At 64.3% G+C, this 25976-nt stretch carries 27 protein-coding genes and 1 pseudogene; 9 read left to right on the top strand and 19 right to left on the bottom strand.

Translation table 11 applies throughout. The features are described 5' to 3' along the window. Both Q7C30_RS13045 and Q7C30_RS13040 read right to left on the bottom strand, forming a co-directional pair. The coding region (locus tag Q7C30_RS13045; protein ID WP_317871725.1) for a transposase at nucleotides 1-344 on the bottom strand (344 nt) is incomplete at its 3' end. A gap of 68 nt (nucleotides 345-412) precedes the next feature. Beyond that, the gene (locus Q7C30_RS13040; RefSeq protein WP_317871724.1) at nucleotides 413-925 is read right to left on the bottom strand and encodes a DUF2938 domain-containing protein; all 513 of its coding nucleotides are present in this window, start codon (nucleotides 923-925) and stop codon (nucleotides 413-415) included. 82 nt (nucleotides 926-1007) lie between these two features. Between Q7C30_RS13040 and Q7C30_RS13035 the strand changes: the two genes are divergently transcribed. Further along, on the top strand, nucleotides 1008-1442 hold the full coding sequence (locus Q7C30_RS13035; RefSeq protein WP_317871723.1) for a helix-turn-helix domain-containing protein: 435 nt from the start codon (nucleotides 1008-1010) through the stop codon (nucleotides 1440-1442). Nucleotides 1443-1651: 209 nt separating this feature from the next. On the opposite strand, the gene Q7C30_RS13030 is transcribed toward Q7C30_RS13035, so the two are convergent. Together Q7C30_RS13030 and gstA are read right to left on the bottom strand one after the other, a co-directional pair. After that, a complete protein-coding gene (locus tag Q7C30_RS13030) occupies nucleotides 1652-2692 on the bottom strand; it encodes a DMT family transporter (RefSeq protein WP_317871722.1) in 1041 nt (346 codons plus the stop codon). 130 nt (nucleotides 2693-2822) lie between these two features. Continuing rightward, nucleotides 2823-3434 (bottom strand): glutathione transferase GstA, encoded by a 612-nt coding sequence (gene gstA, locus Q7C30_RS13025; RefSeq protein WP_317871721.1) that lies wholly within the window; start codon nucleotides 3432-3434, stop codon nucleotides 2823-2825. Between the two features lie 559 nt (nucleotides 3435-3993). Between gstA and Q7C30_RS13020 the strand changes: the two genes are divergently transcribed. Then, complete coding sequence (locus Q7C30_RS13020) at nucleotides 3994-4218, top strand: hypothetical protein (protein WP_317871720.1); 225 nt, start codon at nucleotides 3994-3996, stop codon at nucleotides 4216-4218. A gap of 156 nt (nucleotides 4219-4374) precedes the next feature. Here the strand turns inward: Q7C30_RS13020 and Q7C30_RS13015 are convergent, their stop codons facing one another. Beyond that, the gene (locus Q7C30_RS13015) at nucleotides 4375-4812 is read right to left on the bottom strand and encodes a hypothetical protein (RefSeq protein WP_317871719.1); all 438 of its coding nucleotides are present in this window, start codon (nucleotides 4810-4812) and stop codon (nucleotides 4375-4377) included. Next, a complete protein-coding gene (locus Q7C30_RS13010; protein ID WP_317871718.1) occupies nucleotides 4809-5717 on the bottom strand; it encodes an NAD synthetase in 909 nt (302 codons plus the stop codon). The genes Q7C30_RS13015 and Q7C30_RS13010 overlap by 4 nt, the downstream gene beginning before the upstream one ends. Before the next feature lie 171 nt (nucleotides 5718-5888). Here Q7C30_RS13010 and Q7C30_RS13005 point away from each other — a divergent pair, with 171 nt between their 5' ends. Next, nucleotides 5889-6224 (top strand): hypothetical protein, encoded by a 336-nt coding sequence (locus tag Q7C30_RS13005; protein WP_317871717.1) that lies wholly within the window; start codon nucleotides 5889-5891, stop codon nucleotides 6222-6224. 177 nt (nucleotides 6225-6401) lie between these two features. Here the strand turns inward: Q7C30_RS13005 and Q7C30_RS13000 are convergent, their stop codons facing one another. The 7 genes from Q7C30_RS13000 to Q7C30_RS12970 form a co-directional block, all read right to left on the bottom strand. Beyond that, entirely contained in the window at nucleotides 6402-7187 is a 786-nt protein-coding gene (locus tag Q7C30_RS13000; RefSeq protein WP_317871716.1) for an EAL domain-containing protein, read from the bottom strand. Nucleotides 7188-7324: 137 nt separating this feature from the next. Further along, nucleotides 7325-7822, bottom strand: coding sequence for a hypothetical protein (locus Q7C30_RS12995; protein WP_317871715.1), 498 nt, complete (start codon nucleotides 7820-7822; stop codon nucleotides 7325-7327). Nucleotides 7823-7942: 120 nt separating this feature from the next. Beyond that, complete coding sequence (locus Q7C30_RS12990) at nucleotides 7943-9001, bottom strand: GGDEF domain-containing protein (protein WP_080754760.1); 1059 nt, start codon at nucleotides 8999-9001, stop codon at nucleotides 7943-7945. Continuing rightward, on the bottom strand, nucleotides 8952-9818 hold the full coding sequence (locus tag Q7C30_RS12985; RefSeq protein WP_240326881.1) for a hypothetical protein: 867 nt from the start codon (nucleotides 9816-9818) through the stop codon (nucleotides 8952-8954). Before Q7C30_RS12985 ends, Q7C30_RS12990 begins: the two co-directional genes overlap by 50 nt. A 181-nt stretch (nucleotides 9819-9999) precedes the next feature. Beyond that, a complete protein-coding gene (locus tag Q7C30_RS12980) occupies nucleotides 10000-12471 on the bottom strand; it encodes a PAS domain-containing protein (protein ID WP_317871730.1) in 2472 nt (823 codons plus the stop codon). Nucleotides 12472-12583: 112 nt separating this feature from the next. Beyond that, entirely contained in the window at nucleotides 12584-13537 is a 954-nt protein-coding gene (locus tag Q7C30_RS12975; protein WP_317871714.1) for a bile acid:sodium symporter, read from the bottom strand. An 81-nt stretch (nucleotides 13538-13618) separates the two neighbouring features. Beyond that, the gene (locus tag Q7C30_RS12970) at nucleotides 13619-15100 is read right to left on the bottom strand and encodes a methylenetetrahydrofolate reductase C-terminal domain-containing protein (protein WP_317871713.1); all 1482 of its coding nucleotides are present in this window, start codon (nucleotides 15098-15100) and stop codon (nucleotides 13619-13621) included. Nucleotides 15101-15331: 231 nt separating this feature from the next. Between Q7C30_RS12970 and Q7C30_RS12965 the strand changes: the two are divergent. Continuing rightward, nucleotides 15332-16444 (top strand): annotated as a pseudogene (locus Q7C30_RS12965) (5-methyltetrahydropteroyltriglutamate--homocysteine S-methyltransferase); the annotation flags it as partial. Here Q7C30_RS12965 and Q7C30_RS12960 read toward each other — a convergent pair. From Q7C30_RS12960 to Q7C30_RS12950, 3 genes are all read right to left on the bottom strand, one after another. Continuing rightward, entirely contained in the window at nucleotides 16444-17622 is a 1179-nt protein-coding gene (locus Q7C30_RS12960) for an acetyl-CoA C-acetyltransferase (protein ID WP_317871712.1), read from the bottom strand. The pseudogene Q7C30_RS12965 and the gene Q7C30_RS12960 overlap by 1 nt on opposite strands. A gap of 100 nt (nucleotides 17623-17722) precedes the next feature. Continuing rightward, on the bottom strand, nucleotides 17723-19072 hold the full coding sequence (locus Q7C30_RS12955) for an ATP-binding protein (protein ID WP_317871711.1): 1350 nt from the start codon (nucleotides 19070-19072) through the stop codon (nucleotides 17723-17725). Next, complete coding sequence (locus Q7C30_RS12950; protein ID WP_039580070.1) at nucleotides 19069-19734, bottom strand: response regulator transcription factor; 666 nt, start codon at nucleotides 19732-19734, stop codon at nucleotides 19069-19071. The genes Q7C30_RS12955 and Q7C30_RS12950 overlap by 4 nt, the downstream gene beginning before the upstream one ends. A 150-nt stretch (nucleotides 19735-19884) precedes the next feature. Here Q7C30_RS12950 and Q7C30_RS12945 point away from each other — a divergent pair, with 150 nt between their 5' ends. The 5 genes from Q7C30_RS12945 (at nucleotide 19885) to Q7C30_RS12925 (ending at nucleotide 24576) form a co-directional block, all read left to right on the top strand. Continuing rightward, nucleotides 19885-20151 carry a PepSY domain-containing protein gene (locus Q7C30_RS12945; RefSeq protein WP_116889088.1) on the top strand — a complete coding sequence of 89 codons (267 nt, stop codon included), beginning with the start codon at nucleotides 19885-19887 and terminating at the stop codon, nucleotides 20149-20151. Next, the gene (locus Q7C30_RS12940; protein ID WP_317871710.1) at nucleotides 20151-20687 is read left to right on the top strand and encodes a cytochrome b/b6 domain-containing protein; all 537 of its coding nucleotides are present in this window, start codon (nucleotides 20151-20153) and stop codon (nucleotides 20685-20687) included. The genes Q7C30_RS12945 and Q7C30_RS12940 overlap by 1 nt, the downstream gene beginning before the upstream one ends. A gap of 14 nt (nucleotides 20688-20701) precedes the next feature. Next, complete coding sequence (locus tag Q7C30_RS12935; RefSeq protein WP_317871709.1) at nucleotides 20702-22378, top strand: phosphoethanolamine transferase; 1677 nt, start codon at nucleotides 20702-20704, stop codon at nucleotides 22376-22378. Nucleotides 22379-22517: 139 nt separating this feature from the next. Continuing rightward, complete coding sequence (gene fabV / locus Q7C30_RS12930) at nucleotides 22518-23729, top strand: enoyl-ACP reductase FabV (protein WP_029614389.1); 1212 nt, start codon at nucleotides 22518-22520, stop codon at nucleotides 23727-23729. Between the two features lie 160 nt (nucleotides 23730-23889). Next, nucleotides 23890-24576, top strand: coding sequence for an N-acetyltransferase (locus Q7C30_RS12925; RefSeq protein ID WP_317871708.1), 687 nt, complete (start codon nucleotides 23890-23892; stop codon nucleotides 24574-24576). Between the two features lie 25 nt (nucleotides 24577-24601). Here Q7C30_RS12925 and Q7C30_RS12920 read toward each other — a convergent pair whose 3' ends face one another. From Q7C30_RS12920 to folM, 3 genes are read right to left on the bottom strand one after another with little or no spacing between them, the layout of a single operon-like run. Beyond that, a complete protein-coding gene (locus Q7C30_RS12920; protein ID WP_317871707.1) occupies nucleotides 24602-24943 on the bottom strand; it encodes a HopJ type III effector protein in 342 nt (113 codons plus the stop codon). Further along, nucleotides 24936-25232, bottom strand: a complete 297-nt coding sequence (locus Q7C30_RS12915) for a DUF1244 domain-containing protein (RefSeq protein ID WP_029615006.1) — start codon at nucleotides 25230-25232, stop codon at nucleotides 24936-24938. Before Q7C30_RS12915 ends, Q7C30_RS12920 begins: the two co-directional genes overlap by 8 nt. Before the next feature lie 9 nt (nucleotides 25233-25241). After that, nucleotides 25242-25976, bottom strand: coding sequence for a dihydromonapterin reductase (gene folM, locus Q7C30_RS12910; protein WP_317871706.1), 735 nt, complete (start codon nucleotides 25974-25976; stop codon nucleotides 25242-25244).

Below are 25976 nucleotides of genomic sequence, written 5' to 3'. Positions count from 1 at the left end.
TCGAAACCGGTGTAACGACGCTCATGCTTGGGAATCAGAATGGGCGCAAAACTACCGTCTCGATCACGGGGGATATCCAGCCGCAGCGGCCCCTCTCCAGTCAGAACCGTCTTGCCAGTCCTGCCATTGCGCTGGTTGGTTCCATCCTCTGGACGCTGAGCGCCCGGCGGATAGCCCAGATGGTGACTGAGCTCGGCGTTCAAGGCTCGTTCGATGAGCGCCTTCTTGAACGCCGCAGAGACGTCTTCGATAGCCTCCGCAGTCATCAGGCCCTCACCGAACTGCTCGAGCAGCTCCTTGGGGATTTTTGGTAGGTCACGCAGGGGGTTCTTCTTGGTTGGCATACATGCACCTCTCGCTCATGTTATGCCCGAACACAAAATTTCTGACATACCCGCGCTTGCTGGATCGCCTATGGCCCCACGCTTATCTGCCGTATTAGTCCTGCCAACACTTGGGCACTGAGAAAAAGTCCGGCCCCGAACATCAGGTGCGTGACCAAGCTCTTGATGCAATTGACCAACGGCGTCGGAGTTTTAGACGCGAAGAACCCCGCCCCCATGGCCGGCTGCAGGATGCAGAGCGGTGCAACGACTGTAACGACCCCAACCACCAGCGCCGGCCCTAGCGTAGGTGTCAACAACCAACCCGTGCCCATGACAGCCATCAGCACCACCGCGAACATCACGCCAACGGCGTAATGAATCACCCAGCCCACCCATCGTTCATGCCGCACCGGCTCCGCTTTGGCAATCGCCGGGTGCTTGAAACGCCCCTTCAGCAAGTGCCCCGCCCAGCGGCCGACCATCGCGAAGTCGAGTGTGGCGACGCCCAGTCGCTTCAAGATCAAACTCCACACATCCATCACCACGGTGGCGCCTATGCCAATAGCCAGTGCTGCGAAAAACAGTGCAGTGATCGTCATGTGAAACCCTCTCGTTGATTGACGTCGATCTGTACGCCGCGCAGCATACAAGTTGAAGTCGACTTCAACTCAAGAGGCAAAAATGGACATTGCAGACGTCGCCCGGCGCACCGGCGTGCCCGCTTCGACATTGCGTTACTACGAGAAGAAGGGCTTGCTCATTTCGCTGGCCGGTCACGGGCAACGGCGGCAGTTCGCGGCGGACGTGATAGACCGTCTGGCACTTATCGCGCTCGGGCAAGCGGCGGGTTTTTCGTTGGAGGAGGTGGGGGCCATGTTGGTCGAGGGGCAGGTCGATCGCAGTAGGTTGCTCGCCAAGGCAGATGAACTGGATGCACGTATCAAACGTCTGCAGGCCATGAGCAAGGGGTTGCGGCATGCGGCGAAGTGTCCCGAGCGCGATCATCTCAGTTGTCCCAAATTCCAGAGAATCATCAAGATTGCTGCTGCGGGGTACTGGGTGAGAAGCAAGTTAGAGCAAGGGCGGCTTAACCTTTCGGCGAACGCTCAGGCCTGAACATGAGCTCATCGAAAACCAAGCATCTAAAGCGACTGGCAGCGCTCATGGAGCAGGTCAAAGTCGAGTCCTCACCCATGGGCTAGCAGCATGTGGCAACTATCGGAGTGGGAGGGCTGCACCCGGTTGGGTTCTCTCGGTGAGGCCCATCCTTGCTGGTGGTGTCGAGCACGGGCCGTGGCGTTATTCATTGTGAGCGAGTGTGATGCTCAGTGCTCATGCCGATGATGCACATCCGGAAAGTGCGGATGACTGTGTCGCAGCGGCTTGTGCCGATGCACATGACTATGGGGTTCAGCGCCGTCCCATTCGAAGTCATGCTCATGCCGATGGTGTTCGTCATGAATATGGCGATGGCCATGTTCGAGGAAGTCGTGTTGATGTTCGTGGGTATGGTGTTCTCTCAGGTGAATCCACACGCCCAGGGCCATGAGTGCGGCAGCGATTAAAAAGCGCATCGATACCGACTCGCCCAGTATCAGGATCGAGACCGCGGCGCCGAGAAATGGCGCCGTCGAGAAATAGGCGCCGGTGCGCGCACTTCCCAGGCCACGCAAGGCCAGCACGAATAACACCAGGCTGACGCCGTAACCGAGGAACCCCACCAGTAGCGTCGGCGCCAGCACTGACAAAGTGGGAAGTTGTACGCCGATCATCAGCGCCAGGCTGCAATTGACCACGCCGGCGATAAGACCTTTGCTGCCGGCGATGAAGAGTGAGTCTGAGGCGGAGACTTTGCGCGTGAGGTTATTGTCGATTGCCCAGCAAAGGCAGGCGAACGCGACTGCCAAGGGGCCGATCCAGTCTTGTGCTTCTGAGCGCGAGTGCGGCCATGACAGAACGATACCGCCCAAGACAATCGCGAGCATGCCGATCACGATCCGGCGGTCTGCGTTTTCCTTGAACACCACCCAGGCCAACACGGCGGTGAGAACGGATTCGAGATTGAGCATCAACGAGGCCGTGGCTGCGGCTGTGCGGGTAAGGCCGAACATCAGCGCGACGGGGGCGAGCACGCCGCCGAAGACAATAGCGCCGATCAACCAGGGCCATTCCTGGGCGGTGAGTCCGGAGCGTTGCCAGCCGTGATCACGAACGAGGCGCACGAGCGCCAGGCCCAGGCCGCTGCCGAGATACAGCAGGCCTGCCAGCAAGATGGGCGGCGTGTCCGCACCCAGCAACTTGGCCAGTGGCGTGCTGGCGCCGAACAATGCGGCGGCGGCTAAGGCGTAGAACACGCTTGAATTCATGATGGGCGGACCTGTCAGGCGTGGGCGTGCAGGAAGGCAGCATAGCGCTGCTGGGACGAGCGTTGTGTGAAAAGGCGTTCAGTGCTGAAGGACGGCAGAAGCGGTCACCCACCCGCTTCTGCCTTTCAGATCACACCGGCTGAGTGGCGTCCTCCGCAGCCATGGCTGCCTGCACGCTTGGACGGGCTTCGATGCGTTCCACGAATGCAGTCAAGTGCGGCCAGTGCTGAATGTCGATATTCAGGAACGGCAGCCATTTCAGGACGGTGAACAGGTAAGCGTCGGCCAGGCCGAAGTTGCCGAGCAGATGGTCTTTTTGTGTCAGGTCTTTGTTGAGGTAGTCCAATCGCTTGGACAGCTTCTGGCGGAAGATTTCCTTTACCGGCTCCGGGAGATCGGGGTTGAACAATGGCCCGCAGCCGCCGTGGATTTCCGAACTGATGAAGTTGAGCATTTCCTGTAGACGAACGCGCTCCCAAGTGCCGTTGGCGGGGGCGAGGCTGTTGCCGGGCACTTGGTCGGCCAGGTATTGGACGATTGCCGGACCTTCGGTGAGCACCTGCCCGTTATCCAGTACCAGCGCGGCGACGTAGCCTTTGGGGTTGATGTCGCGGAAGTCTTTGCCGTCCGCCGTGGCCTTGGTCTTGTTGTTGACTCGAATGAGCTCGAACGGCAGACCCAGTTCCCGGAGAACGATATGGGGAGACAATGAGCAAGCCTTGGGTGCGAAGTACAGTTTCATGTCGATCTCCTTGATAAAGGCGGCGCGGTACTGGATCGGTGCACGCTTTGTCCCATAGATGCAGGGGCTGTGTCACTGGCTGCTGATCTTGTGACGTGAGTGTGGCCTCAGGGTTGTGGCGCGTCGGACGGTTCCCAAAACTTACCTCGCCGCGCGGCGCACGCCCTCAGCGGCTTGCGCTGAGCCAGCGATAGGCCTAAATTCTGTCTGTCGCGGCAATCTCCGCGATCGGGTTTGGCGACCCGAATGTAAAAGGCGCATCGGCGCCCCGATCACGATTGCAGGCGCTTTTTTTGTGTCCGCATTTTCGTGCAATGGCGGCTGTGCGTGGGAGACCTTCGGGTCTGCCGGGTTCCTTTTCCTCGGTTCGCCAACCTGCGTACAGCTGCCACCCAATCGTTTGGCGACGATTGACGTGGTGTTCAACTGAAAAGGAAATCATGCATGCCCACCGCTATCCCTCGCAGGATCCTCGCATCCGTTCTCCGCCGCTCTGCACGTGGCGCCCCTCCATACCCCGCTCATACCGAATTCAAGCAACAGCCCAGGCAGGTGCGTCATGACTGACCGGGAGCGGCTTTCGACCATTCAATCCTATGCCTGGACACTCGAGTTACTGGGCGAGGCGCTGGTCCAGCAGGATGACTTGCTCGAGTGCGAGCACAATCCGCAGTTGGGTGTGCGCAGTACGGCGGGCATTCATCAGGCGATCCGTATCATCAGCCGGTTGATGGCAGAGCAATGCGGTGCGTTGTTCGACGGCTGTGGAGGAAAGGGCCGGTAGGCGGTAGGGGAGTTGCCTCGCGGTGAAGTGACAGGGGTGTTCTCCAGGCGTTGCCTGGAAAGTCCACAGCCTTGCGGCCTGTAACCCTGCGCGGATCTGTGGCGACACGAGGCTGCTCCCATAAGACGCGCGCGACAGTGTCTGATGGTGTGGATTTCAGAACGTGTGTGGCAAGCGTTCACGCATTCGACGAATCACCTTTACCCGCTTGCATAATTGGCGGTAGCGGCGGCTGTTGAAGCAGGCGAGGGCCGCGCAAGATGACAGCATGCCGATCACAGAGAAGATCTCCATTCCTTGCGTCAAGTACATCAACGCGCTGGCCAGCAAGTAAAAGACCAGCAAGGCGACGATTACCCATGTCGCTTCACTGGTGCCGCGCATGACAGCGTATTGAGCAGGCCCCACTGTGAACGCGCCCGCCGCCAGCATGCCGATGGAGTAAAGGTGATAGGTGGAAGCAGATTTGAAAAAGAATGCGGCGATGGCATCAGTTGCTATGACCATGGCTACCAAGGTGAACAATATTCCCGTGATAGCGACAGGATAAAATCGCCTCATGAAGCGCAGAAAATTAAAGGTCAGAATTGTCATTCCGGAATGTCCTCGAATAACGTAATCACAAGGTGCTGTACGGCTCCACTACTCGCTAAACTCATGGCACTGTTGAACGATTCACCCATGAGTATCATTGTGGCTTTCCTGATTTCCGTAGGCGTGAAGCGTTTGGGGAAAATGCCTAAGCGCTGCTTGAGTTTTATCTGTTTGGCTGTGAGCGACGGATGTCTGATTGATAATGTCTCGGTCATTAATTTTTTTAGTTGTAGACGATTTAGTCTTTTTCCTAAAGCGAACCAGCTTAGGCCAGTCGTGCGCCTCATAACCTGAAGGTGTTTGATGATAGTCAATGCAGAAGTCGCTATGCCAAGGAGCACAATAGTATCCAGTAGCGGGGAAATAATTTTATACCAAAGCTCGTCATTCAGCGCGTCGTTTTGTGCGGGATCAGTGAGCTCTGAGTAAAGGCGTCTGCCTCCAATGGCACACTGCAGTAAAGAGGCACCGGTGGCGGCATATCCTGCAGCACTAATGAGAAATCCAGCACCCCCGGTAAAGAAACTCAACGCGCCGCCCGCATACATCATCACGACTCCGCCCACGGCTCCGGCACAACTCAAGCTTGTGTTCGCCAACTCCTGAAGCAGCCGCGACTGCCGTGGATCATTTGCATGCCGCTGTATGTATTGCTCGGGGGCAACGGGGTGTAGAAGCTTATGAATCAGCAACTTCTTGGGGGGAGGGCTGCAGAGGGGTTGAAACTCTCGTAATACCAAAGGTTTGTAGTGCGGGTCGACATACACCACGCCTGCCCCTGCTATGTTGAAATCTCTATCAATCGCCGCGAACAGCTTTTGCGTATTGATGAGTAATTCCGTGCGAGCCAAGGCGATTGCGCGGAATGACGATCCAGGGATATTTTCGATATTTATCCGGTCCACACGACGATCCTGTGCCAGACGTGGAGGCTGCCCGGCAGAGCAGCGCCCGCTCGACGTTGGCTGGATCGCGAGATTAGGAATTCATCGTCGTTGCGTATGTCGGAAGTCGCCCGCTTGCCTGTACGAAAATAGGTGGATACCGTACTTGAAGCACAGTAAAAGGAGACGCTCATGCTGCAACTGAATGCTTTCCACGGGCTGGCCGACATTATCGAGGCGGTGAAGGTGGAGGGTGAACAGGGCGACTACTTTTGCCTCTACGGCGAGGATCAGGACGACCTCGACTTGGCCGGCCGCTACTTCGTTGCCGGCTATCCCGATGTCGAGCACGATCGTGAGGTGTATCCGCCAGCTGTTCAGCATGAAGGCCTGAGCTACCTTTACTCAGGTCAGCAGTTCGCAGATGTGGTGTGGTCATTGCAACAGTCCAGGCCTGATGCCCGGCACGAGGACTACGTCAGGGCACTGAACTACTACCAGGACCACGACACATTCATCGAGCTATAGAGCACAGAAATCGCTCAAGTTCGGCGCCGCGTGGTCCGACGCTGCGCTCAGCCAAGTCGAACAGCAACTGACGCGGCTGTGCCAATCGCTACAGGTGTGCGCATTCTCGGCGGATGACAACTCGCGCCTAGCCGGGCCGCTTTGATCGCATCGCTACCGAGCCGCCGCGCCTGGCGCTCAGCCGCGCAGCCGCTCCACCAGCGGCAATGCATTCACTTCAGGTTTGGCAAAGAGATAACCCTGCATCAACTCCACCCCCAGGTCGGACAGGGCATCGCACTCGGCCTGGGTCTCGATGCCTTCGGCGACCAGCGTGATGTCCAGGCGCAGGGCCACTAGCACGATGCCGGCGACGATGGCCTGGCGCACGGGGTCTTTGCTGATGCGGCGGGTCAGGGCCATGTCCAGCTTGAGAATGTCCGGCTGGAACTCGGCCAGCAGGTTAAGGCCCGAATAGCCCGAGCCGAAGTCGTCGATGGCGGTGGTGAAGCCCTGGTTCTTGTATTCGGCGAAGATCGACTTGAGGTGCTCGGGATCCTCCACGCGCTCGCCTTCGGTCACTTCGAAGATCAGTTTGTCGGCCGGGAAGTCGAAGGTGCGGGTGGCTTCCAGGGTGGCGCGGATGCAGGTGCTGGCGCGGTAGACCGCGTTGGGCAGGAAATTGATGCTCAGTTTGCAGTGGTCCAGGCGATTCAGGCCCATTGCCGCGGCTTGCTCGATGGCTTTGACCCGGCAGGCCTGGTCGAAGCGGTACATGTTGTCGGCCGAGACCTTGGCCAGGATGTCCGCCGCGCCTTCGCCGTTCAGCCCCCGCACCAGCGCCTCATAGGCGAAGGGCTTGCCCGTGGGCACATGGACGATGGGCTGGAATGCCATGGTGATGTCGAAACCCAGGCTTTTCAGGTTGCGGCATTGTGCACAGCCGATGGCTTCGAACGGTTGGGGAAAGATGGGCTGGCTCATGGCGGCTCCGGGCTAAGGCAGTGAAGTCGGCTGTGGGTTGGCGCTCTGGTGGCGCAATTCCCGTGCTTATTCGATCTCGGTCAGAGCTTGGACCACCGCCTGTCGCAGACGTGCCGAACGACGCTGAACAAAGCCGCTTACGGACGCGTCTGCGCCGCTTGCCCGTCACCCTGCGGCGGCACCAGCGAGGCCAGGGCCTGGCGCAGGCTGGCGAGATCCTCGAAATGACGCTCGCGCACCACCTTGCCCTGGTCCATGTCCAACCACTGCACCGTCTCGCGATCGCCCGCGTAACGTTCGGCCACCTGGCCGTCGCGGTCGAGCAGGATGCGGTAGTTGGCCGAGCGCATGTTCGGCACCAGGAATTTGAGCACCAGCCCCGGCACGCGGGCGATGTCGGCGACGAAGACCACCTTGCGGGCATCCAGGTAGCCGGGCTGGGTGTGCTCCACGGCGCTGTTGACCAGGTTGGCGGTGGCGTGGCTGCGGGCGATCAGCACCACGCGTGTGGTTGGGTCCAGGGTGTAGGCCGTGTCGAACTGGTCCTTGAGGGTCCAGGCCGCCGGCGCGCTGGTCTGCGCCTGGGCGAGCGCGCTGGTGCAGGCCAGCACGAGGGGAATGAGGAAGCGACGCATCGGGGTGGCTCGGGCAATGAAGAGTGCCGAGAGTAACGGCAGGAAGGGGCGTTGGAAACCATCGACTCGCCGACCGGGGCCTAATTCATCCGCCCCGGCAACGACTCACCGGCGCGCGTGTCACACCGGCAGGCCGGTGGGGCTGCCCAGTTGCACGCGGTCCTTGCCGGCGCGCTTGGCCCGGTACAGGTTGCGGTCGGCATGGATGAGGATGTCCGACAGTGCCTGGCCGTGGACGAAGGGTACCAGGCCCGCGCTGAAGGTGAAGGGCGCGGGTGCGTCGCGCGACTGACGTACCTCCTGTAGCAGGCTTTCTGCCCAGGCCACGGCCCGCGAAGCGTCCTGGGTATTGAGAATGATGCCGAACTCCTCGCCGCCCAGACGGCCGACGTAGTCGGCCCCGGCCTTGGCTTTCAGGCGCCGGGCCAGCAGGCACAGCACCTGGTCGCCCGCCGCATGGCCGAGGCTGTCGTTGACCCGCTTGAAGTCGTCGATGTCGATCATCATGAAGTAGCCCGCCGGGTGGCTGGCGACGAAACGCTCGAAGCGCTCCATGAGCGCGCGGCGGTTGAGCAGGCCGGTCAGGTGATCGGTCTCCGACAGCGTGCGGTAGTGCTGCTCCACGTCTAGGGTGACCTGCAGCGCGCGCAGGTAAGTGCGGCTGTTGATCCAGCCCAGACCAATGGAAAAGGTCACGAACAGCGCCAGATAGCTCCAGCGCGCGCTGTCGTGCGCGGAGCCGGCGAAGGGCCAGACCAGCAGCCAGGTGAGCGAGGCGACCACCAGGTAATCCATCGGTCCGCGAATCAGCAGCGAGGCACCGACCACCGCCAGCACCGTCAGGGGCAGGGCGTAGTGTTCGTACAGCAGCGGGTATTCCTCGAAGATCAGGCGAAAGCCGCTGACCGCTGCCAACACGAACAGCAGCCCGGAAAACCGCCAGACGCGGTGGGAAACGGTGAAGGTCTGGATCAGAAACAGCCCTGACAACGTCGCCAGGGTGACCCAGGCGCCGGGCCGGCTGAGGCGTTCGGCCAGCATCACATGCACCAGGCCCCAGGTGACGATCACCAGCAACTGGACGGCAATGATGCCCTGGCGCAGCAGCAGCCGGATACGCTGTTCATGGCTAGCCGAGACACTGGGCATCGGGCTGAGCGATTCGAGATTCCTGGGCATCCACACACAACTCCATGCTGACCTGCGCGACGGCGAAATTGATTGCCATGGTGTGCCTGACCAGCTCGGCGAAGGCCGGTCGCATTTCCACCAGCGTGCCCACACAACGGAAGTAGCCCTTTTGCTCGCCTTCGCGTACCAGCCGCATCAGGTGGGTCTTGGACACGCACAGGCGCGCCGACAGCTCGGCGTAGGTCGAGACCTTGTAGCCGCCGCCCACCGAGCGATGGGCCAGGGCGTCGAGGTGCAGCGCCAGCATCGGCAGGTGACCGCCGTCCTTGTTCATGATCCATTTGGCGCCCGGCAGCAGGCTGTCGAGCATCAGATCGGCCTCGAGCAACTGGCCCAGCCTGACGAAATAGTCGCGCAGCCAGGGCTGCGGGTTCTCCAGGTCCAGCGTCAGGGCGCCTGGGCGCAGCAACTGGGCGGGCAGCAGATAGGCGCGGGTGACATTGACGGCTTCTTCCAGCGCCGTGCGTGTCGGTCGGTACAGGCGCAGCCGGGCGTCCTCCGGGTGCGTCCAGACATGCATGTAACCGGTGATCATGAAGAACGAGAAGTACGATTCGAGGCTGTTGCGCGACAGGTAGCCGCGCTGCTCGCAGAACTCCTTGACCCGTGACAGCGGTGTCAGCGGGTCGCGGAAGTGGAAGCACAGCAGCGCCATCACCACCATCAACCGGTCGTACTTCATCAGGCTTTTGTAGAAGAAGGGTTTGCGCCGGTAGTGGCCGAGCATCAGCTCCAGGTGGCGAGTGACCGCTTCATCGATGTCGCCTCGGTAGCATTCGTCGATCCCGTGCTGCAATCGACCCATCAATTCGGCTCGCTTCATCGATTCCCCGCGTACCCGACAGAAGTGACAATCATTGCCATCATTTGGCCAGGTGCGAGTATACGGGGTTGCTCTGGGTGTCCCGGTCCACCCCAAAAATGTTTCGCGCCAGCGCGATGGCGGCGATCAGCCGGTGAGTATGTTCAGGTGCGGCAGGCGAGGTTCACACCTCGCCCATCGCCGCCCGCACCCGCGCCGCCAACTCTTCCACGGCGAAGGGTTTGGTCAGCACCTGCATCCCTGTTTCCAACTGGCCATCGCCCACGGCGGCGGTCTCGGCGTAGCCGGTGATGAACAGGATGCCCAGGCCCGGACGCAGTTCGCGGCCGGCGTCGGCCATCTGCCGGCCGTTCATGCCGCCGGGCAGGCCGACGTCGCTGATCAGCAGGTCGATGTGCACGTCCGAGCGCAGCACCTTGAGCCCGGCGACGCTGTCGGCAGCCTCGATCACCGCGTAGCCCTGGTCGCGGAGCACATCGGTGAGCAGCATGCGAATGGTCGGCTCGTCGTCGACGATGAGGATGGTCTGCCCCGCGCGCGACGCGGCATCGTGCGACTGTTCTTCCAGGTTCTGTTCGCGCTCGACATCGCCCACGTAGCGCGGCAGGTAAATGCTCACTTCGGTGCCGACGCCCACCTCCGACTGCATGCGCACCTGGCCGCCGGACTGCTTGGCGAAGCCGTAGATCATCGACAGCCCCAAGCCGGTGCCCTGGCCGAGGGGCTTGGTGGTGAAGAACGGGTCGAAGGCCTTGGCCACCACGTCGGGGCTCATGCCGGTCCCGGTGTCGCTGACGCTCAGCGACAGGTATTGGCCCTGGACCAGGTCCAGGCTGCGTGCCACCTCATGGTCGATCCAGCGGTTGGCGGTCTCGATGCGCACGCGACCGCCGTCGGGCATGGCGTCGCGGGCATTGATGCACAGGTTGAGCAGGGCGTTTTCCAGTTGGCTGGGGTCTACCCGCGCCGGCCACGGATGGCTGGCGCCGAGCGTCTCGATGCTGATGGCCGGGCCGACCGTGCGCTGGATCAGGTCGGTCATGCCCATGATCAGCGCGTTGACGTCGGTCGGCTGCGGGTCGAGGGTCTGGCGCCGGGAGAACGCCAGCAACCGGTGGGTGAGGGCAGCGGCGCGGCGGGCGGCGCCCTGGGCGGCGGCGATGTACTTGTCCAGGTCGGTCAAGCGACCCTGGGCCAGACGCGCATTCATCAGTTCCAGCGAGCCGGAGATGCCGGTGAGCAGGTTGTTGAAGTCGTGGGCCAGGCCGCCGGTGAGCTGCCCGACCGCTTCCATCTTCTGCGACTGCCGCAGTTTTTCCTCGGCCTGCATCAGCTCGGCGGTACGCTCGGCTACCCGCTGTTCGAGGGTGTCGTTGAGGGCGCGCAGGGCGGCGGTGGCGCGGTCGCGCTCGGCCTCCAGGGTGCGCCGGTCCTCGACATCGATGAGCACGCCGGGGAAATCCTTGGGCTTGCCATCGGCGTAATCGACCCGGCCGTTGGCTTCCAGCCAGTAGTAGCAGCCGTCGGCGCGGCGCACGCGGTACTGGTGGGCGTAGGCGCCGCCCCGGCCAATGGCGTCGTCGATGGCGGCGATCAACCCGGCGCGGTCGTCCGGGTGCACGGTGGCGATCACCTGTTCCAGGCTCAGCCCTGTGCGGCCCAGGGCCGGGTCGAGGCCGAAGGCCTGGGCGAAGGCCGGGTCGACGGTGAAGCAGTTGGTGGGCAAGTCCCAGTGCCAGGTACCGATGATGGCCCCGGCGGCCAGGGCCAGTTGCACCCGCTCGATGTTCGAGCGCGCCAGTTCCTCGCTTTCGCGCAGCCGTTCCTGGGCATTGCGGCGGGCGGTGACGTCGTTGAAGAAGATGCCGATCTGCCGCTCGCTGGGGTCGCCCACCGGCACGGCGCGCACGTCGAACCAGCGGCCGAAGGCCTCGGCGTAGTTCTCGAAAGTGGCGGGCTCGCGGGTCTTGGCGACATGGCCGTAGGTCTGGAACCAGAAGCTTTCCAGGTCTGGCGCGTATTCGGTGACCCACTTGCCGCGCAGGTTGACCCCCGACTCGCGCTCGAAGGCCGGGTTGACCTCGATGAAGCGGTAGTCGACCGGTTCGTCGCGTTCGTCGAACTTGACCTCGACGATGGCGAACGCGGTTTCGATGGTCTCGACGATGGTGCGAAAGCGCTCCTCGCTCTTGCGCAGGGCGGTGGCGGCCGAGCGGGTGTGGGTCAGGTCGAGCATGGCGCCGATCATGCGCACGGCCTGGCCCTGGGCGTTGCGGATGACGTGGCCTCGGTCGAGCACATCGGCATAGCCGCCGTCGCTGCGGCGGAAGCGGTACTCGTCGGTCCAGGCACTGCCTTCGCCATCGATCACGGCGTGGATCGAGGTGTGCACGCGGGCGCGGTCTTCGGGGTGGATGTGCTCGAACCACCATTCGCCGGTCGCCAATATCTGCGCGGGCGAATGGCCGTAGGCCTGTTCCAGGGCAGGGTTCCACTGCACATGGTTGCACACCAGGTCCCAGTCCCAGATCGCGTCGTTGGTGGCCTTGGCCGCCAGGCGATAGCGTTCCTTGGTTTCGTCCAGGTGCTCGACGTCCAGGCCGGCCGTGGTCAGGGCTTCGCGCAGGCGCGCCACCTCGGCTTCAAGTTGTTCGCGGGTCAGGTCGTTCACGGTCGTTTCCACTTGAAGCACTCACGAAAGGCTTCTCGATGATAGCATTTTGCCTTGCTTGCCGACGGCCCGGTGTTTAGCGCACCAGCCGCGGAATCAGTCGTACATAGACCAGCTCGCCGATCAATTCGATCAGCGTCTGGGTGATCACCGCGGCGGCGGCCAGCGCCCTCAACGGCTCCGGCAGGGCCAGGGCGAGCGGCAACACCACCAGCGAGTTGCGCGTGGCGGCGCTGAAGCTCACCGCACGCGCCTGCTCGGCCGGGAGACGCAGGCAGCGGGCGCAGGCCCAACCGAGCACAGGCGCCAGCACCATGAAGCCGATGTACAGCGGAATCAGCGGCAACAGGCGGGTGACATCCGCAGCCAGCGCGGCGATCTGCGAGCCGATCACGGCCAGCAGTACCAGCGCCATGGCCGGTACGGGCAGCCAGGCCCAGGCCGCGTTCCAGCGCGCCAACACGACCGAGCGACGAGCCCCGGCGCCGCTCAGCACGGCCAGGGTCAGCGGCAGGACGATCAGCAGCATGAAGGCTTCGACGAACGGCGCGACGGAAAGTGCCACAGGTGGCGAGCCGTCGAGCATGACGGCCAGGTACAGCGGCAGCAGGAGCAGTTGCAGCACCAGCAGCAGCGGCGTGGCCGCCAGCGTCAGGCGTGCGTCGCCCCGGCCCAGGTGGGTGAACACCACCACGTAGTCGATGCACGGAGTGAGCAGCACCAGCAGGGCGCCGATCAGCAGGGCGGGGTGGTCCAGCAGGGGACGGGTGGCCGCCCACACCAGCAGCGGAACGAGGACGAAGTTGGCCAGCAGCAGTGCGGCGATGAAGCGCCGGTTGGACAGGCTCTGGCGCAGGTCCAGAAATGGAATCTGCAGGAACATGGCGTACATCAGCACGGCGATGGCGGGCGTGATCAGCGCCTGCAGGGTGCCGCCCACACCCGGCGCGAGCAGGCCGATGGCGAGGGCGATGCAGACGGTCACGAGGTAGACGGGAATCTGCTGGGTTTCGAGTTGGTCGCGGGTCACGCGGGCATCCTGATCGGCGGGTGGACTGGGCGGCTCATGATGCCAGGGATGGCGGGCAATGCGGTTCTGGCCCGCGCCAGGCTAGCCCTGCGTCAATTCCTGCCGAGCCTCGTTGCCCACGCTCGTCGCGGATTCGGCAAACCACCGAGGCCACGAACTGCGCTGCCGCCCGCCCACCTCCACGCACGGAATCAGGCGCTGCGTGAGCACTTCGGTCTGCCCCACCGTCACCGCCGTGCGGTACTTGCGGCTATGGATGCATTCGCGGTCGCCGAACTCGCAGCGGTTCAGTTGCGTTCCGCCACACGGCCCGTTGGCCAGGCCTTTGGGGCAGGTTTCCGGGCAGATGTACAGGGTGTCCTGCAACCGGCACTGCCCGCAGGTATCGCACCCCACCAGCGGCCGCTTGAGGCTGCGCTCCAGCCGGTGCAGCAGGCGCGCCGCCTTGGGCGCGGACCACAGGGGCTGGCGCACGCCCCAGCCGAATGCCCTGCTGAGCAGCGTCTGGCGGTCGAACAGTTGATGGTGCAGGGCCGACAGCAGGTGGTAGCGGGTCTGTTCGAGCGCCGATGCACGCACCCCGCGCTGGCCTTCCTGCCAAGGGTGGCCAGGCGGGTGGAAGCTCACCGTTTCCACGCCCGCCATCTGCCAGGCCTGGTCCCAGGCTGTCTGCCAGTCATCGAGCGTCTGCACCTGCGCCAGGCGGGTGTCGAGCGCCTGCTCCAGCGCCACGAACTGCTCCAGCGAATGCATCCCGGAGAGGTTGATTCCGGCATAGCCCAACAAACGCAGGCCGATGATCTGCAAGGCCAGGCGCTCGATGCCGCGCTGGCTGGCGAAGGCCTTGGACACGGCGGCCTCGGCGGCCAGCACCCGGCGCATGGCCGGGCTGACGGTGACGCCAGCGACATGCTCGAGCATCGCCGCCCGACCTTCAGTGAGCGCCATGATGCAGGCCAGCATGGGCCGGGGCGTGGGCTGGCGCTGCATCCAGCGCTGGGCCTCGCGGTATTTCTGGAAGTCGAAGCCCAGTTGCAGGATGAAGAAGTCGGCCCCGGCCGCGAGCTTCTTTTCGGCCTTGAAATACTGCGCACCGCCTTCCTCCTCGCGGTACTTGAACGGATTCAGCGCCGCGCCCAGCAGCCAGTCGGGGCGCGCCTGGCGCACGATCTGCAGCGCCGCCACCGACTCCAGGTAACGCACCGGACGCTGCCCCGGCGTGTGACCGGGCAGGCGGTCGCCGGTCAGCACCAGCAACTGATCCAGGCCGGCGGCATCCATGCGCGGCAACTGCGCCAGCAGTTCCTGGCGCTCACGGTCCTTGCCGGAAAAGTGCAGCAGCGTCGGCACCGGCGTCTCGAAACTCTGGCAGGCGTCGAGCGGCGACAGGTCCAGCGCGCTGCCGACGCGATCGCCGATCGACACCGCCAGCGGCCAGCCGCACAGGTGCTCGCGGGCCATGATGCTGGCCAGCTCGGCGAAGCGCTTGGCCGAGGGCTTGGGCACGAACTCCATGACACAGACGAAGGAGTGGTCGTGCAGGGCTTGTCTGAGCAGGCTCATGAAAAATACCGAAGGACGGGCAGGATCACAGTGTCGCCTGGGCGCAGCGCGGCGGCTTGTCTGCACGCGTACGCGACCGCTCTGGAACAGACACAGGCGCCAGGGCGCGACGCAGAGATTAGGTCAAACATGAGGAAAAATGAACTTGATCTCAAATTTTGTGAGTTTGTCTCACGTTCTGCGTACCGCCAGAATTCGCTTCATCGAATTTTCCACGGCAGGGGTAGGACAATGGCACTGGCACATAACCTGGGTTTTCCACGCATCGCACATGATCATGCGTTGCAAAAAGCCTTGGACGCCTTCTGCGCGGGTGAGTTGGATGAAGCCGGCCTGCGTGCCGTCGGTCGCACGCTGCGCGCCAGCTATTGGCAGGCGCAGAAAGACGCCGGTATCGAGTTGCTGCCGGTCGGCGACTTCGCCTGGTGTGACCCCGTGCTGACCCATTCGCTGGCCTTCGGTGTGATTCCCGAGCGCTTCGGTCAGGCGCAAGGCGTTGCCCCGACCTTGCACTCCTTGTCCGACCTGGCCCGTGGCGCTGCCCATGGCCAGGACACCACCCAGTGGTTCGATACCCCTCACCACTACGTGGTCCCGCAATTGAGCGCTGACCAGCGTTTCGCCCTGAGCTGGGAGCCGTTGTTCGAGGAGGTCGAAGAGGCCAAGGCCCTGGGTCATGCGGTGAAACCCGTGGTGCTCGGCCCCTTGACCTATCTGTGGCTGGGCAAGGCCAAGGACGCCGGGTTCGTCACGCTCGAACTGGTCGATCGCCTGCTGCCGCTGTACGACGACATCTTCAATCGCCTGGCTGCCCAAGGCGTGGAATGGGTACAGATCGACGAGCCGATCCTGGGACTGGACCTGCCCCAGGACTGGAAGAATGCCTACGAGCGCGTTTACAACATCCTGCAACGCGCACCGCTGAAAAAGCTGGTGGCCACTTACTTCGACGGGCTTGCCGGCAACCTGGGGCTGGCCGCCAACCTGCCGGTCGATGGCCTGCACATCGATCTGGTGCGCGCCCCTGAGCAGTACCCGATCGTCCTCGACCGTCTGCCGGCTTACAAGGTGCTGTCGCTGGGGGTGGTCAACGGCGGCAACGTCGGTGCCTGCGACCTGGACAACGCCTTCGAGGTGCTGCGCCATGCCGCCGAGCGCCTGGGCGACCGACTGTGGGTGGCGCCGTCGTGCCCGCTGCTGCACGGTGCGGTGGAGCAGGGCGATGACCACTGCGTCGATTCGAAAAGCGCGCTGGCTTTCGCCGTGCAGAAATGCCGGGAAGTGGTGCAACTGGCCAAGGCCGCCAGCGCCCCGGAGCTGGCGGTCCTGCAGAAGACGGCGGCCTAGCGCTGCAGCGTCAGCGCCACGCCTTGGCCACCGCCGATGCACAGGGTGGCCAGACCTTTCTTCGCGTCACGCTTGATCATCTCGTGCAGCAGGGTCACCAGCACCCGGCAGCCCGAGGCGCCAATGGGATGGCCCAGGGCGATGGCGCCGCCGTTGACGTTGACCTTAGCGGCGTCCCAGCCCAGTTCCTGACCCACCGCCAGGGCCTGGGCGGCGAAGGCTTCGTTGGCTTCGATCAGGTCGAGGTCCGCCAACTGCCAACCGGCTTTGTCCAGGCAGCGACGGGTCGCCGACACCGGGCCGATGCCCATGATCGCCGGGTCCACCCCGGCGCTGGCGTAGCCACTGATGGTGGCCAGCACCGGCAGGCCCAGCGCCTGGGCTTTTTCCACGCTCATCAGCAGCACCGCAGCGGCGCCATCGTTCAGGCTCGAAGCGTTGCCCGCCGTGACGCTGCCATCGGCTTTGAACGCCGCCCGCAGTTTGCCCAGCGACTCGGCCGTGGTGCCGGGGCGCGGTTGCTCGTCGGTGTCGAACACACGCGGTTCGCCTTTGCGCTGGGGAATGTGAATGGGCGTGATCTCGTCCTCGAAGCGCCCGGCCTCGATGGCCGCCAGTGCTTTGCGCTGGGACTCGGCGGCAAAGGTGTCCTGGGCCTCGCGGCTGATGCCATATTGGCTCACCAGGTTCTCGGCGGTGATGCCCATGTGGTAGTCGTTGAAGGCGTCCCACAGGCCGTCGGTGATCATGCTGTCGACCAGTTGACCGTGACCCATGCGCTGGCCGGTGCGTGCCGAGGGCAGCACGTACGGCGCCAGGCTCATGTTCTCCTGACCGCCGGCGATCACCACCTCGGCATCGCCGCAGCGAATCGCCTGGGCCGCCAGGTGCACGGCCTTCAGGCCCGAGCCGCAGACCTTGTTCAAGGTCAGTGCCGGCACCGCGTGGGGCAGGCCAGCCTTGACCGCCGCCTGGCGCGCGGGGTTCTGCCCGGCGCCTGCGGTGAGCACCTGGCCGAGGATCACCTCGTCGACCTGCGCCGGGTCCAGGCCGGCCTGGGCCAGCAGGCGCTGGATCACCGCAGCGCCCAGGTCGACGGCCGAGACGTTGGCCAAGGCCCCTTGGAAGCTGCCGATGGCAGTGCGGGTGGCGGCGACGATGGCGACTTCTTTCATTGTTGTTCTCCGCAGACGGTGAAGGATGGCACAGCATCCCTGGCGGGCGCTGATTTGAGAAGTTTGTTTTTCTTTGCCATTGATCGGCTTTGCAAATGAATCAGCTCGGCACGCGCACGCGCACGCCGAAGCCGCCGCCCTCGCGGTTGAAGAACTCCAGTGCGCCATCGAGCTGGTCGATCACCAGCGCCACGATCGCCAGCCCCAGGCCGGCGCCGGCCGGGTTGTTGGCGCTGTAGAAACGGTCGCTCAGGCGGGTGAGCGCTTCGCGGGCGACGCCGGGGCCTTGATCGAGCACCTGTAACTCGGTCCAGCCCGGCTGGCGGCGCAAGGTCACGGTGATTTCGCTGCCGGGCGGGCTGAATTGCAGCGCGTTGCCCACCAGGTTCTGCAGCATCACGGTCATGGCCGTCGGGTCGGCGTGTATCGGGCTGGGGCCGTCTTCGTCCAGCACCAGCTCCACGTCGCGGCGCAGCGCCAGCGGGGTCAGTTCGGCCAGCTCCTCGCGGGCCAAAGCGTCCAGCTCGATACGTTGACGGGCCTGGGTCAGCGGTTCGAGGCGGGCCAGGGTGAGCAGTTGGCTGGCCAGGCGCGTGGCGCGGGTCACACCCTGTTCGAGCAAGGCCAGCGCTTCGTCGCGGGCTGCCGGGTCCGCCGCCCGGCGGGCGTTGCTGGCGTGGATCGCCAAGACCGCCAAGGGCGTGCGCAGTTCGTGGGCGGCGTCGGCGATGAAGCGTCGTTCGCGCTCCAGCAGGCGCGTGAGTTGCAGCAGTTGATGGTTCAGGGCATCGGCCATGGGCGCCAGCTCTACGGGCAGCGCGGCGCTCGACAGCGGTTCGAGGCTGTCGATGGGCCGCGCGCGCAAGTGGCGGGTGAGGCGGCGCAGCGGGCGCAGGCCCCAGCCCAGTAGCAGCCAGATCAACAGCGCCAGGCTCGGAATGCCGATCAGCGCCGGGGCCAGCGCCTGGTCGGCGATGCGCTGGATCAGGTCCTGGCGCAGGTCGTCGCGCTCGCCGACCCAGATCAGCAGCCCGCGCTGGCTGTCCTGAAGGAGCACGCCGCACCAGTCCTGGCCCAGGTACAGCACGTCGTGGATGCCGGGGGCAGGCGGCGTTTCCAGCGGTGGGGCGTCGGCCGAGCGCATCAGCAGTTCGCCGTCGCTGCGCCAGACCTGGAAGGCCAGGTTGATTTCGTAGGGATGACTGAGGATCGAGGCGCTGGACTGGTCCATGGCCTGATCCAGTGCCTGGCGGATCGCCTGCCAGTCGGCGTCGGCGGGCATCTGTCGCAGCAGGCCTTGGAGCACTCGCGCGGCCTGCACCAGTTGGGCGTCGTAGACGTTCTCGATTTCCCGGTGGTGGTCGCGCAGCACGCTGAGCACCAGCCCGAGGCTGCCGATGACCACCAATAACAGGGTGGGCAGCAGGATGCGCGTGCGCATGGCGATCATGGCGTGCCCTCGATCAGGTAGCCGACGCCGCGCACGGTGCGGATCAGCCGGCTGTCGAGCTTGCGCCGCAGGTTGTGGATCAGCACTTCGAGGGTGTTGCCCGGTCCGTTCTCCTGCCAGCCGTAGAGCCCGTCGGCCAGGCGTTCGCGGGTCAGCACATGGCCGGGGCGGGCCAGCAGTTGGTGCAGCAACTGGAACTCCATGGCGGTGAGGGTGACCGGTGTGCCCTGGTAGCTCACGGCGTGACGGGCCGGGTCCAGGCTGACCCCGGCGTGCTCGATCAATGGCTGCGCACGACCCTGGCTGCGGCGCAGCAGGGCGCGGATGCGCGCCTTGAGCTCGTCCACCTCGATGGGCTTGACCAGGTAGTCGTCGGCGCCGGCGTCCAGGCCGAGAATGCGGTCGCGGGTGGCGTCGCGGGCGGTGAGGATCAGCACCGGCACATCGCCGTCGGGCTGAGCGCGCAGGTCGCGCAGCAGGCTCAGGCCATCGCAGCGCGGCAGCCCCAGGTCGAGCAGCACCAGGTCGAAATGCTCGGCACGCAGCGCCGCCGCAGCGCTCAGCCCGTCGGCCAGCCAGTCGAGGGTATAGCCTTCGTCGCGCAGGGCGCTGCGGATGCCCTGCGCCAGGGACTGATCATCTTCAACCAGCAGGACGCGCATGCCAGGGGTCTCTTTCCCGTGAAAGCCGCCATGATGGGCCTTGCGGCCAGACCCTCGTCCAGTGAAATGTAACCAGTGATGACTGACTAAGCTGGCATTAAGCTTGGCGGCCCATCGTGCGTGGCACCTTCACTACATGAGTTCGATGCCATGCGTACCTTCCTCGCCTTCGCCCTGCTGCTGGGCAGCAGCGCCAGCTTCGCCGCCACTCAATGCACCACCGCCGACAAGGCCACCTGGCAGGATCCGGCGGCGTTCCAGGCCACACTCAAAGACCAGGGCTACACCATCAACAAGTTCAAGGTCACCCAAGGCAACTGCTACGAGATCTATGGCTTCGACAAGGACGGGCGCAAGGTCGAGATCTACCATGACCCGGTCTCCGGCAAAGCAGTGAAGACCGAGATCGAAGACTGATGTGCGCGGCCAGCGTGCGGCTGTGGGACCCGCTGCTGCGACTGTGTCACGGGTCGTTCGCCGCGGTGTTCGTCGCCAACTACTTCCTCAACGAGGAGGGCGAGCGCTGGCATCAATGGCTGGGCTACTACGCGGCGGGCTGTCTGGCGCTGCGTGTGCTCTGGGGCTTCGTCGGTCCACGCAGCGCCCGCTGGGCCGATTTCTGGCCCACGCCGGCGCGCCTGGCGGACCATGCCAAGGCCTTGCTGCGCGGGCAACCGTTTCACCGCCTGGGCCATTCGCCGATTGGCGCGCTGGTGATGCTGGCGATGCTCGGCTGCATCGGCGGTCTGGGCCTGAGCGGCTTTCTGATGCGCGAAGTGGACGCGCTGTGGGGCGCGGACTGGCCGGCCAACCTGCATGCCTGGCTGGCCGACGGACTGTTGGTGCTGGTGTGCGTGCACCTGCTGGCGGCGCTGGTGGAGAGCCTGCGTTTGCGCGAGAACCTGCCGCTGTCGATGCTCACCGGCCGTCGCCGCGTACCTGACGATCACTGACCGCGAGAGCCTTCATGTCGATGTTCTTCACCTTCATTCGGCGCAATGACAGCGCCGCCGCTTGGCTGCGCCTGCTCGTCCTGGCCAGCCTGAGCTGCGTGCTGCTGCTGGCCGACGATTTCATCCAGCAACGGTTCAGCCCCAACAACCGCGCCGAACTCGAGGCCGGCTGGGTGGCCGGGCTGTGGGTGTTCTGCCTGGCCCTGTGGCTGTGCAACCTGCGCGGGCTGGTGGTGGCGATCCTGGCAGTGTTCGCCGGCATGCAACTGCTGCAACTGGCCAACATCAGCTTTTTCGGCGAGCCGCTGAGCGCCATCGACATCCGCAGCCTGCTGCGCGAGCCTGGCGAAGTCGGGCAGACCGCCTGGTACAGCCTGGGCGCGCACTGGCATGCGGCGTTCAGCGTGCTGTTGCCTTACAGCCTGGCGATTGCGCTGCACTGGCAGGTGCCTTCGCGGGTGACCCTGCCCGCCAGCCGCTGGGCGCTGGTGCTGATCGCCCTGGTACTGCTGGCCAAGCCGTACCGGGCCACCTACCGCAACCTCGATTCGTTCACCCCGGGGCCGACCCGCAGTGGGCTGCACAACAGCCTCAATGCCTATTCCGCCTGGGCCGTGCGCCTGGCGCTGCGCAGCGAGCCGAGCCTGCCCCCGGCGCCGTTCGCGCCGTACCGGTTGAGCGCGATCCCCAGCACGGCCAAGCATGTGTGGCTGGTGGTGGCCGATTCGCTGCGCAGCGAGCGCATGGGCGTGTACGGCTATTCACGGCAAACCACGCCCAAGCTTCAGGCCTACTTGCGCGAGCATCCCAGTGCCGTGTTGCGTCCCGGGGTGTCGGCGGGCGTGGCGACCGATGTGAGCTTGCCTTATCTGCTCAACCCGATCCGCGAGCCCGGCCAGGACCACTTGCTGCGCGAGGGCCAGGTCAATCTGTTCCGCCTCGCCCGCCAGGCCGGCCTGCGCACGCACTGGATTTCCTCGCAGGAGTCGCGGCTGCTGGCGCACCTGGGCAGCCGCTACCTGGACGTGTCGATCACCCGCGAGGACCACCCGCTGCGATTTCTCGAACGTCAGGACCATGCGCTGCTGGAGATTCTCGACCGCCAGCGCTTCGCCGAACGCAATTTCGTCGTGCTCAACCTGCGCACTGCGCATCTGCCTTATGCCCAGAACTACGTGCATCAAGGCGGCAAGGTGCCGTGGCCGGACCAGGGCGCGCAGGCCCAGGGCAACGCCTACGACAACTCGATCCATTACCTGGACGGGCTGCTCGAAGAGCTGATCGCCCGCTTCGACCAGCTCGACGGCGAGCGCTACCTGGTGATCACCGGCGACCATGGCCAGCGCCTGGGCGAGAACGGCCAGTGGGGGCACAACGACCTGGTGCCGGAAGTCAGCGACGTGCCGATGATCGTCATCAGCCGCGACGCGCCGCAGCAGGCGCTGGAGGCGCTGAAGCGCGAACGCTGGATCAGCCACTACGAGATCGGCAAGTGGCTGGCGGCTCGGCTCGGTACGCGCATCGACAACCCCAACCTGCGCGCCAACGAGCATTTCGTGCACGGCAAGCTGCTGTTCAGCGACAACTTCATCCAGCCGGTGTGCGAAACCCCGGCGGGGCTGGTGCACCTGCCGCCGATGCAATTGAGTCAATGGCTGGGCAAGGCGCGGCTGCAGGGCTGTGGGTCGTGAGCAGGGCATCGGGCATGGAATCTCGCCCAGGCACTCCGTAATATGTGTCGGATGACCTGTGGGGGTAGTCTCACCCCCTGATCGAACGGAATCGCCCTCGACGGCGCTTCCCCAGCATAAACCTGACGAGGTACAGACATTGGCCATCATTCATCCCAAGGTACGCGGTTTCATCTGCACCACGACTCACCCCAAGGGCTGCGAGCTCAACGTCCGTGACCAGATCGAAGCCACCCGCAAACTGGGCGTGCGCGAGGATGGTCCGAAGAAAGTCCTGGTGATCGGCGCCTCCAGTGGCTATGGCCTGGCCGCGCGCATCACCGCAGCCTTCGGCTTCAAAGCCGACACCCTGGGCGTGTTCTTCGAAAAACCAGGCACCGAGACCAAGGCCGGGACCGCTGGCTGGTACAACGCCGCCGCGTTCGATAAATTCGCCAAGGCCGACGGCTTGTACAGCAAGTCGATCAACGGTGACGCGTTCTCCGACGAGGCGCGGGCCAAGGTCATCGAGCTGATCAAGAACGAGATGGGCGGCAAGGTCGACCTGGTCATCTACTCCCTGGCCTCGCCTGTGCGCAAACTGCCGCAGACCGGCGAACTGGTGCGCTCGGCGCTCAAGCCGATCGGCCAGCCGTACAAGTCGACCGCCATCGACACCAACAAGGACAGCATCATCGAGGCCAGCATCGAGCCGGCCACCGAGCAGGAAATCGCCGACACCGTCACCGTCATGGGTGGCCAGGACTGGCAACTGTGGATCGACGCCCTGAGCGGCGCCGACGTGCTGGCCGAAGGCGCGCGCACCGTGGCCTTCAGCTACATCGGCACCGAGATCACCTGGCCGATCTACTGGCACGGCGCCCTGGGCCAGGCCAAGCAAGACCTGGACGAGACTGCGCTGCGCCTGGACAAGAAGCTGGCCGCCGACGTGAAGGGCGGGGCCAACGTGGCCGTGCTCAAGTCGGTGGTCACCCAGGCCAGCTCGGCCATTCCGGTGATGCCGCTGTACCTGTCGATGGTGTTCAAGATCATGCAGGAGAAGGGCGTCCACGAAGGCACCCAGGACCAGCTCGACCGCATGTTCCGCGATCGCCTGTACCGCGCCGATGGCGCCCCGGCCGAAGTCGATGAAAAGGCGCGCCTGCGTCTGGACGACTGGGAACTGCGCGATGACGTGCAGGACGCCTGCAAGGCCATGTGGCCACAGGTGACCACCGAGAACCTGTTCGAGCTGACCGACTACGCCGGTTACAAGAAGCAGTTCCTCAACTTGTTCGGCTTCGAGCGCGCCGATGTCGACTACGACCAGGACGTGGCCACCGACGTGCGTTTCGACTGCGTCGAGCTGTAAGCCAGACGACCACCGCGCCGCCACATCTGGCGGTGCGGTGGCCTTTATTTTTGAAATACCTTGTAACAACTTCCCTGGCAATCCCTGCCGCTTCCCTTGACCTCCCTGTTCTATACAGCAGCTACTGGCCGCTCATTTTGCGCGGGCCACAGGAGTATGCATGGGCGTATTAGAAAAACTACAACAGCGCATCCGTCAGAAAGGCTTCAAGCGTGTGTGCAAGACCCTCTTCGAGCGCTACGTCTTCTTTCACTGGGAATTGCTCTGGACCGAGCGTGACCTGACCACGCCGGCGCCTGAACACCGGCTACGCGCCCATCCCCCCGTCACCCGACTCGAAATCACACCGGACAACGTCGAGGCATTCGCCGCCAACTTCGCCGATCGCGTGCAGACCATGGCCGAGCTGGCCCGGGAAGGGCATACGGGTCTGATGTACGTGGACGAGCAAGGGCAGGCGGTCGCGTTCATCTGGGCCAGTACCGGCGACTACCACGACCGCCATTACTACGGCTGCACCTTCGCCATCGAGCCGGGCGAATACTTCCAATTCGGCGGCGAAATGACCCGGCGCTACTTCGGCAGCGAACTGTCGGTGACCGCCCAAGCCGATATGTGGCAGCTCATGCACGACAGGGGCTACCGCAAGCTGGTGGATGTGGTGGAGACGCACAATGTGCCGGCGATGAAGATGCACCTGCGCATGGGCTACCGCGAGCAGGGCCGGGTGACCCATATCTACGGGCTGTTCGGGCGTTGGAAGTTCTCCCGGCAGACGCGCTATCGCGGGGCGCGCCTGGAGGCGTTGCGCACCCCCGGGGTGACGCGGCCGCTGTCGTCCGGTTGAGGGGACAGCCGCCGCGCGTGCCGCCTCAGGCGTTGCGCGTGAGCGGCGGCGCTTCGAAGGTCACGCCGGCCAGGCCGTGGACCATCAGTGCGCGAATGTTGGCGTGGTCGCTGCCTTCGGGCGTGGCCAGCACGCTGCGGTAGTGCTCGCCGAACGCCAGCAGCGCTTCCTGGTCGCTCAGACCTTCGAGCAGGGCCAGGCCGAGGGTTTTGCACGAACCTTCATTCTGCCCGGCGGCGCTTTTCACGCCGCCGTTATCGAAGGCCTGGGGCTGGTACTGGTAGTTCGCGGCGACGAAGTCCAGGGTGTCGGCGAAGGCATGTTCGCCGCTGGCCAGACGGCTACGCAGGGTGTTCAGGTCAGTCACGGGGTTTTCCTTGTTCGAACGCCGCTTTCTGCTCGGCGCTGGCTTCTTTCTGGTGGAGGGCTTTCCACTCGGCATAGGGCATGCCGTAGACCGCCTCGCGGGCGTCGTCCAGGCTCAGCTCGACCTGGCGCTCGTCGGCAGCGGCCTTGTACCACTTGGACAGGCAGTTGCGGCAGAAGCCGGAGAGGTTCATCAGGTCGATGTTCTGCACGTCGGTGCGCTGTTGCAGGTGATCGACCAGGCGCCGGAAGGCGGCGGCTTCGAGTTCGAGTTGCTGTTGCTCGGTCATGGTCTTGCCTCAGGTCATGCGGTTCTTCAGATGGCGGCCACCGTTGATGACCACCTGGCTGCCGGTGCTGTACTGGCTGTCGAGCAGGAACATCACCGCCTCGATCAGCGGCTGGGCGCCGGGTTCGAATTCCAGCAGGGCCTTTTTCAGGGTCTGCTGGCGATACTGTTCGTCGCCGCCCTCCTTGAGGATCAGCAGGCCGGGCAGGATACCGTTGACGCGCACCGTGGGCGCGTACTTTTCGGCGAACGACAGCACCATGTTCTGCAACGCAGCCTTGGTGGCGGCATAGCCGATGTGGCTCTTGCTGCCGCGCGAAGAGGTCTCGTCGCAGATGTGGATGATGTCGGCCTTGTCCAGTTTGGCCAGGTGCTCGCCGAGGGCCAGGTTCAGGTGGTAGGGCGCCTCGACGTGCAGGCGGAACATGGTGTCCAGGCTCTGCAGGTCGTCGTCCAGCCACAGCGACGCATTGTGGATGATCGCGCGCAGGCCGTCGTAGTGCTGCTGCAGGTGCTCGATCAGCGCCAGGCGGTCGGCTTCGCGGGTGAGATCGGCCTGGAATTGCCGGATGTTCGGGTGAGCCGCCTGTGGCTGCAGGCGGCGGCTGGCGCTGACCACCTGATGGCCGGCCTCGGCCAGCGCCAGCGCCAGGGCCAGCCCGACGCGCTGGCTGGCTCCGGTGATGAGGATTGGGCTGTTCATGTGCGGGGCAGTCTGTTCGTCCGTTCGTTCGGGCCCCAGCAT

This window comes from Pseudomonas sp. RAC1, from assembly GCF_030658255.1.
In the GTDB taxonomy this organism is placed as follows: domain Bacteria; phylum Pseudomonadota; class Gammaproteobacteria; order Pseudomonadales; family Pseudomonadaceae; genus Aquipseudomonas; species Aquipseudomonas boreofloridensis.
This window is presented reverse-complemented; position numbering and strand designations above follow the sequence as displayed.

Coding starts and splice junctions, on each gene's coding strand:
- Q7C30_RS13040 (WP_317871724.1), bottom strand. CDS start 925: ATGACGATCACTGCACTGTTTTTCGCAGCACTGGCTATTGGCATAGGC.
- Q7C30_RS13035 (WP_317871723.1), top strand. CDS start 1,008: ATGGACATTGCAGACGTCGCCCGGCGCACCGGCGTGCCCGCTTCGACA.
- Q7C30_RS13030 (WP_317871722.1), bottom strand. CDS start 2,692: ATGAATTCAAGCGTGTTCTACGCCTTAGCCGCCGCCGCATTGTTCGGC.
- gstA (WP_317871721.1), bottom strand. CDS start 3,434: ATGAAACTGTACTTCGCACCCAAGGCTTGCTCATTGTCTCCCCATATC.
- Q7C30_RS13020 (WP_317871720.1), top strand. CDS start 3,994: ATGACTGACCGGGAGCGGCTTTCGACCATTCAATCCTATGCCTGGACA.
- Q7C30_RS13015 (WP_317871719.1), bottom strand. CDS start 4,812: ATGACAATTCTGACCTTTAATTTTCTGCGCTTCATGAGGCGATTTTAT.
- Q7C30_RS13005 (WP_317871717.1), top strand. CDS start 5,889: ATGCTGCAACTGAATGCTTTCCACGGGCTGGCCGACATTATCGAGGCG.
- Q7C30_RS13000 (WP_317871716.1), bottom strand. CDS start 7,187: ATGAGCCAGCCCATCTTTCCCCAACCGTTCGAAGCCATCGGCTGTGCA.
- Q7C30_RS12995 (WP_317871715.1), bottom strand. CDS start 7,822: ATGCGTCGCTTCCTCATTCCCCTCGTGCTGGCCTGCACCAGCGCGCTC.
- Q7C30_RS12990 (WP_080754760.1), bottom strand. CDS start 9,001: ATGCCCAGGAATCTCGAATCGCTCAGCCCGATGCCCAGTGTCTCGGCT.
- Q7C30_RS12985 (WP_240326881.1), bottom strand. CDS start 9,818: ATGGGTCGATTGCAGCACGGGATCGACGAATGCTACCGAGGCGACATC.
- Q7C30_RS12970 (WP_317871713.1), bottom strand. CDS start 15,100: ATGAGCCTGCTCAGACAAGCCCTGCACGACCACTCCTTCGTCTGTGTC.
- Q7C30_RS12960 (WP_317871712.1), bottom strand. CDS start 17,622: ATGAAAGAAGTCGCCATCGTCGCCGCCACCCGCACTGCCATCGGCAGC.
- Q7C30_RS12955 (WP_317871711.1), bottom strand. CDS start 19,072: ATGATCGCCATGCGCACGCGCATCCTGCTGCCCACCCTGTTATTGGTG.
- Q7C30_RS12950 (WP_039580070.1), bottom strand. CDS start 19,734: ATGCGCGTCCTGCTGGTTGAAGATGATCAGTCCCTGGCGCAGGGCATC.
- Q7C30_RS12945 (WP_116889088.1), top strand. CDS start 19,885: ATGCGTACCTTCCTCGCCTTCGCCCTGCTGCTGGGCAGCAGCGCCAGC.
- Q7C30_RS12940 (WP_317871710.1), top strand. CDS start 20,151: ATGTGCGCGGCCAGCGTGCGGCTGTGGGACCCGCTGCTGCGACTGTGT.
- Q7C30_RS12935 (WP_317871709.1), top strand. CDS start 20,702: ATGTCGATGTTCTTCACCTTCATTCGGCGCAATGACAGCGCCGCCGCT.
- Q7C30_RS12925 (WP_317871708.1), top strand. CDS start 23,890: ATGGGCGTATTAGAAAAACTACAACAGCGCATCCGTCAGAAAGGCTTC.
- Q7C30_RS12915 (WP_029615006.1), bottom strand. CDS start 25,232: ATGACCGAGCAACAGCAACTCGAACTCGAAGCCGCCGCCTTCCGGCGC.
- folM (WP_317871706.1), bottom strand. CDS start 25,976: ATGCTGGGGCCCGAACGAACGGACGAACAGACTGCCCCGCACATGAAC.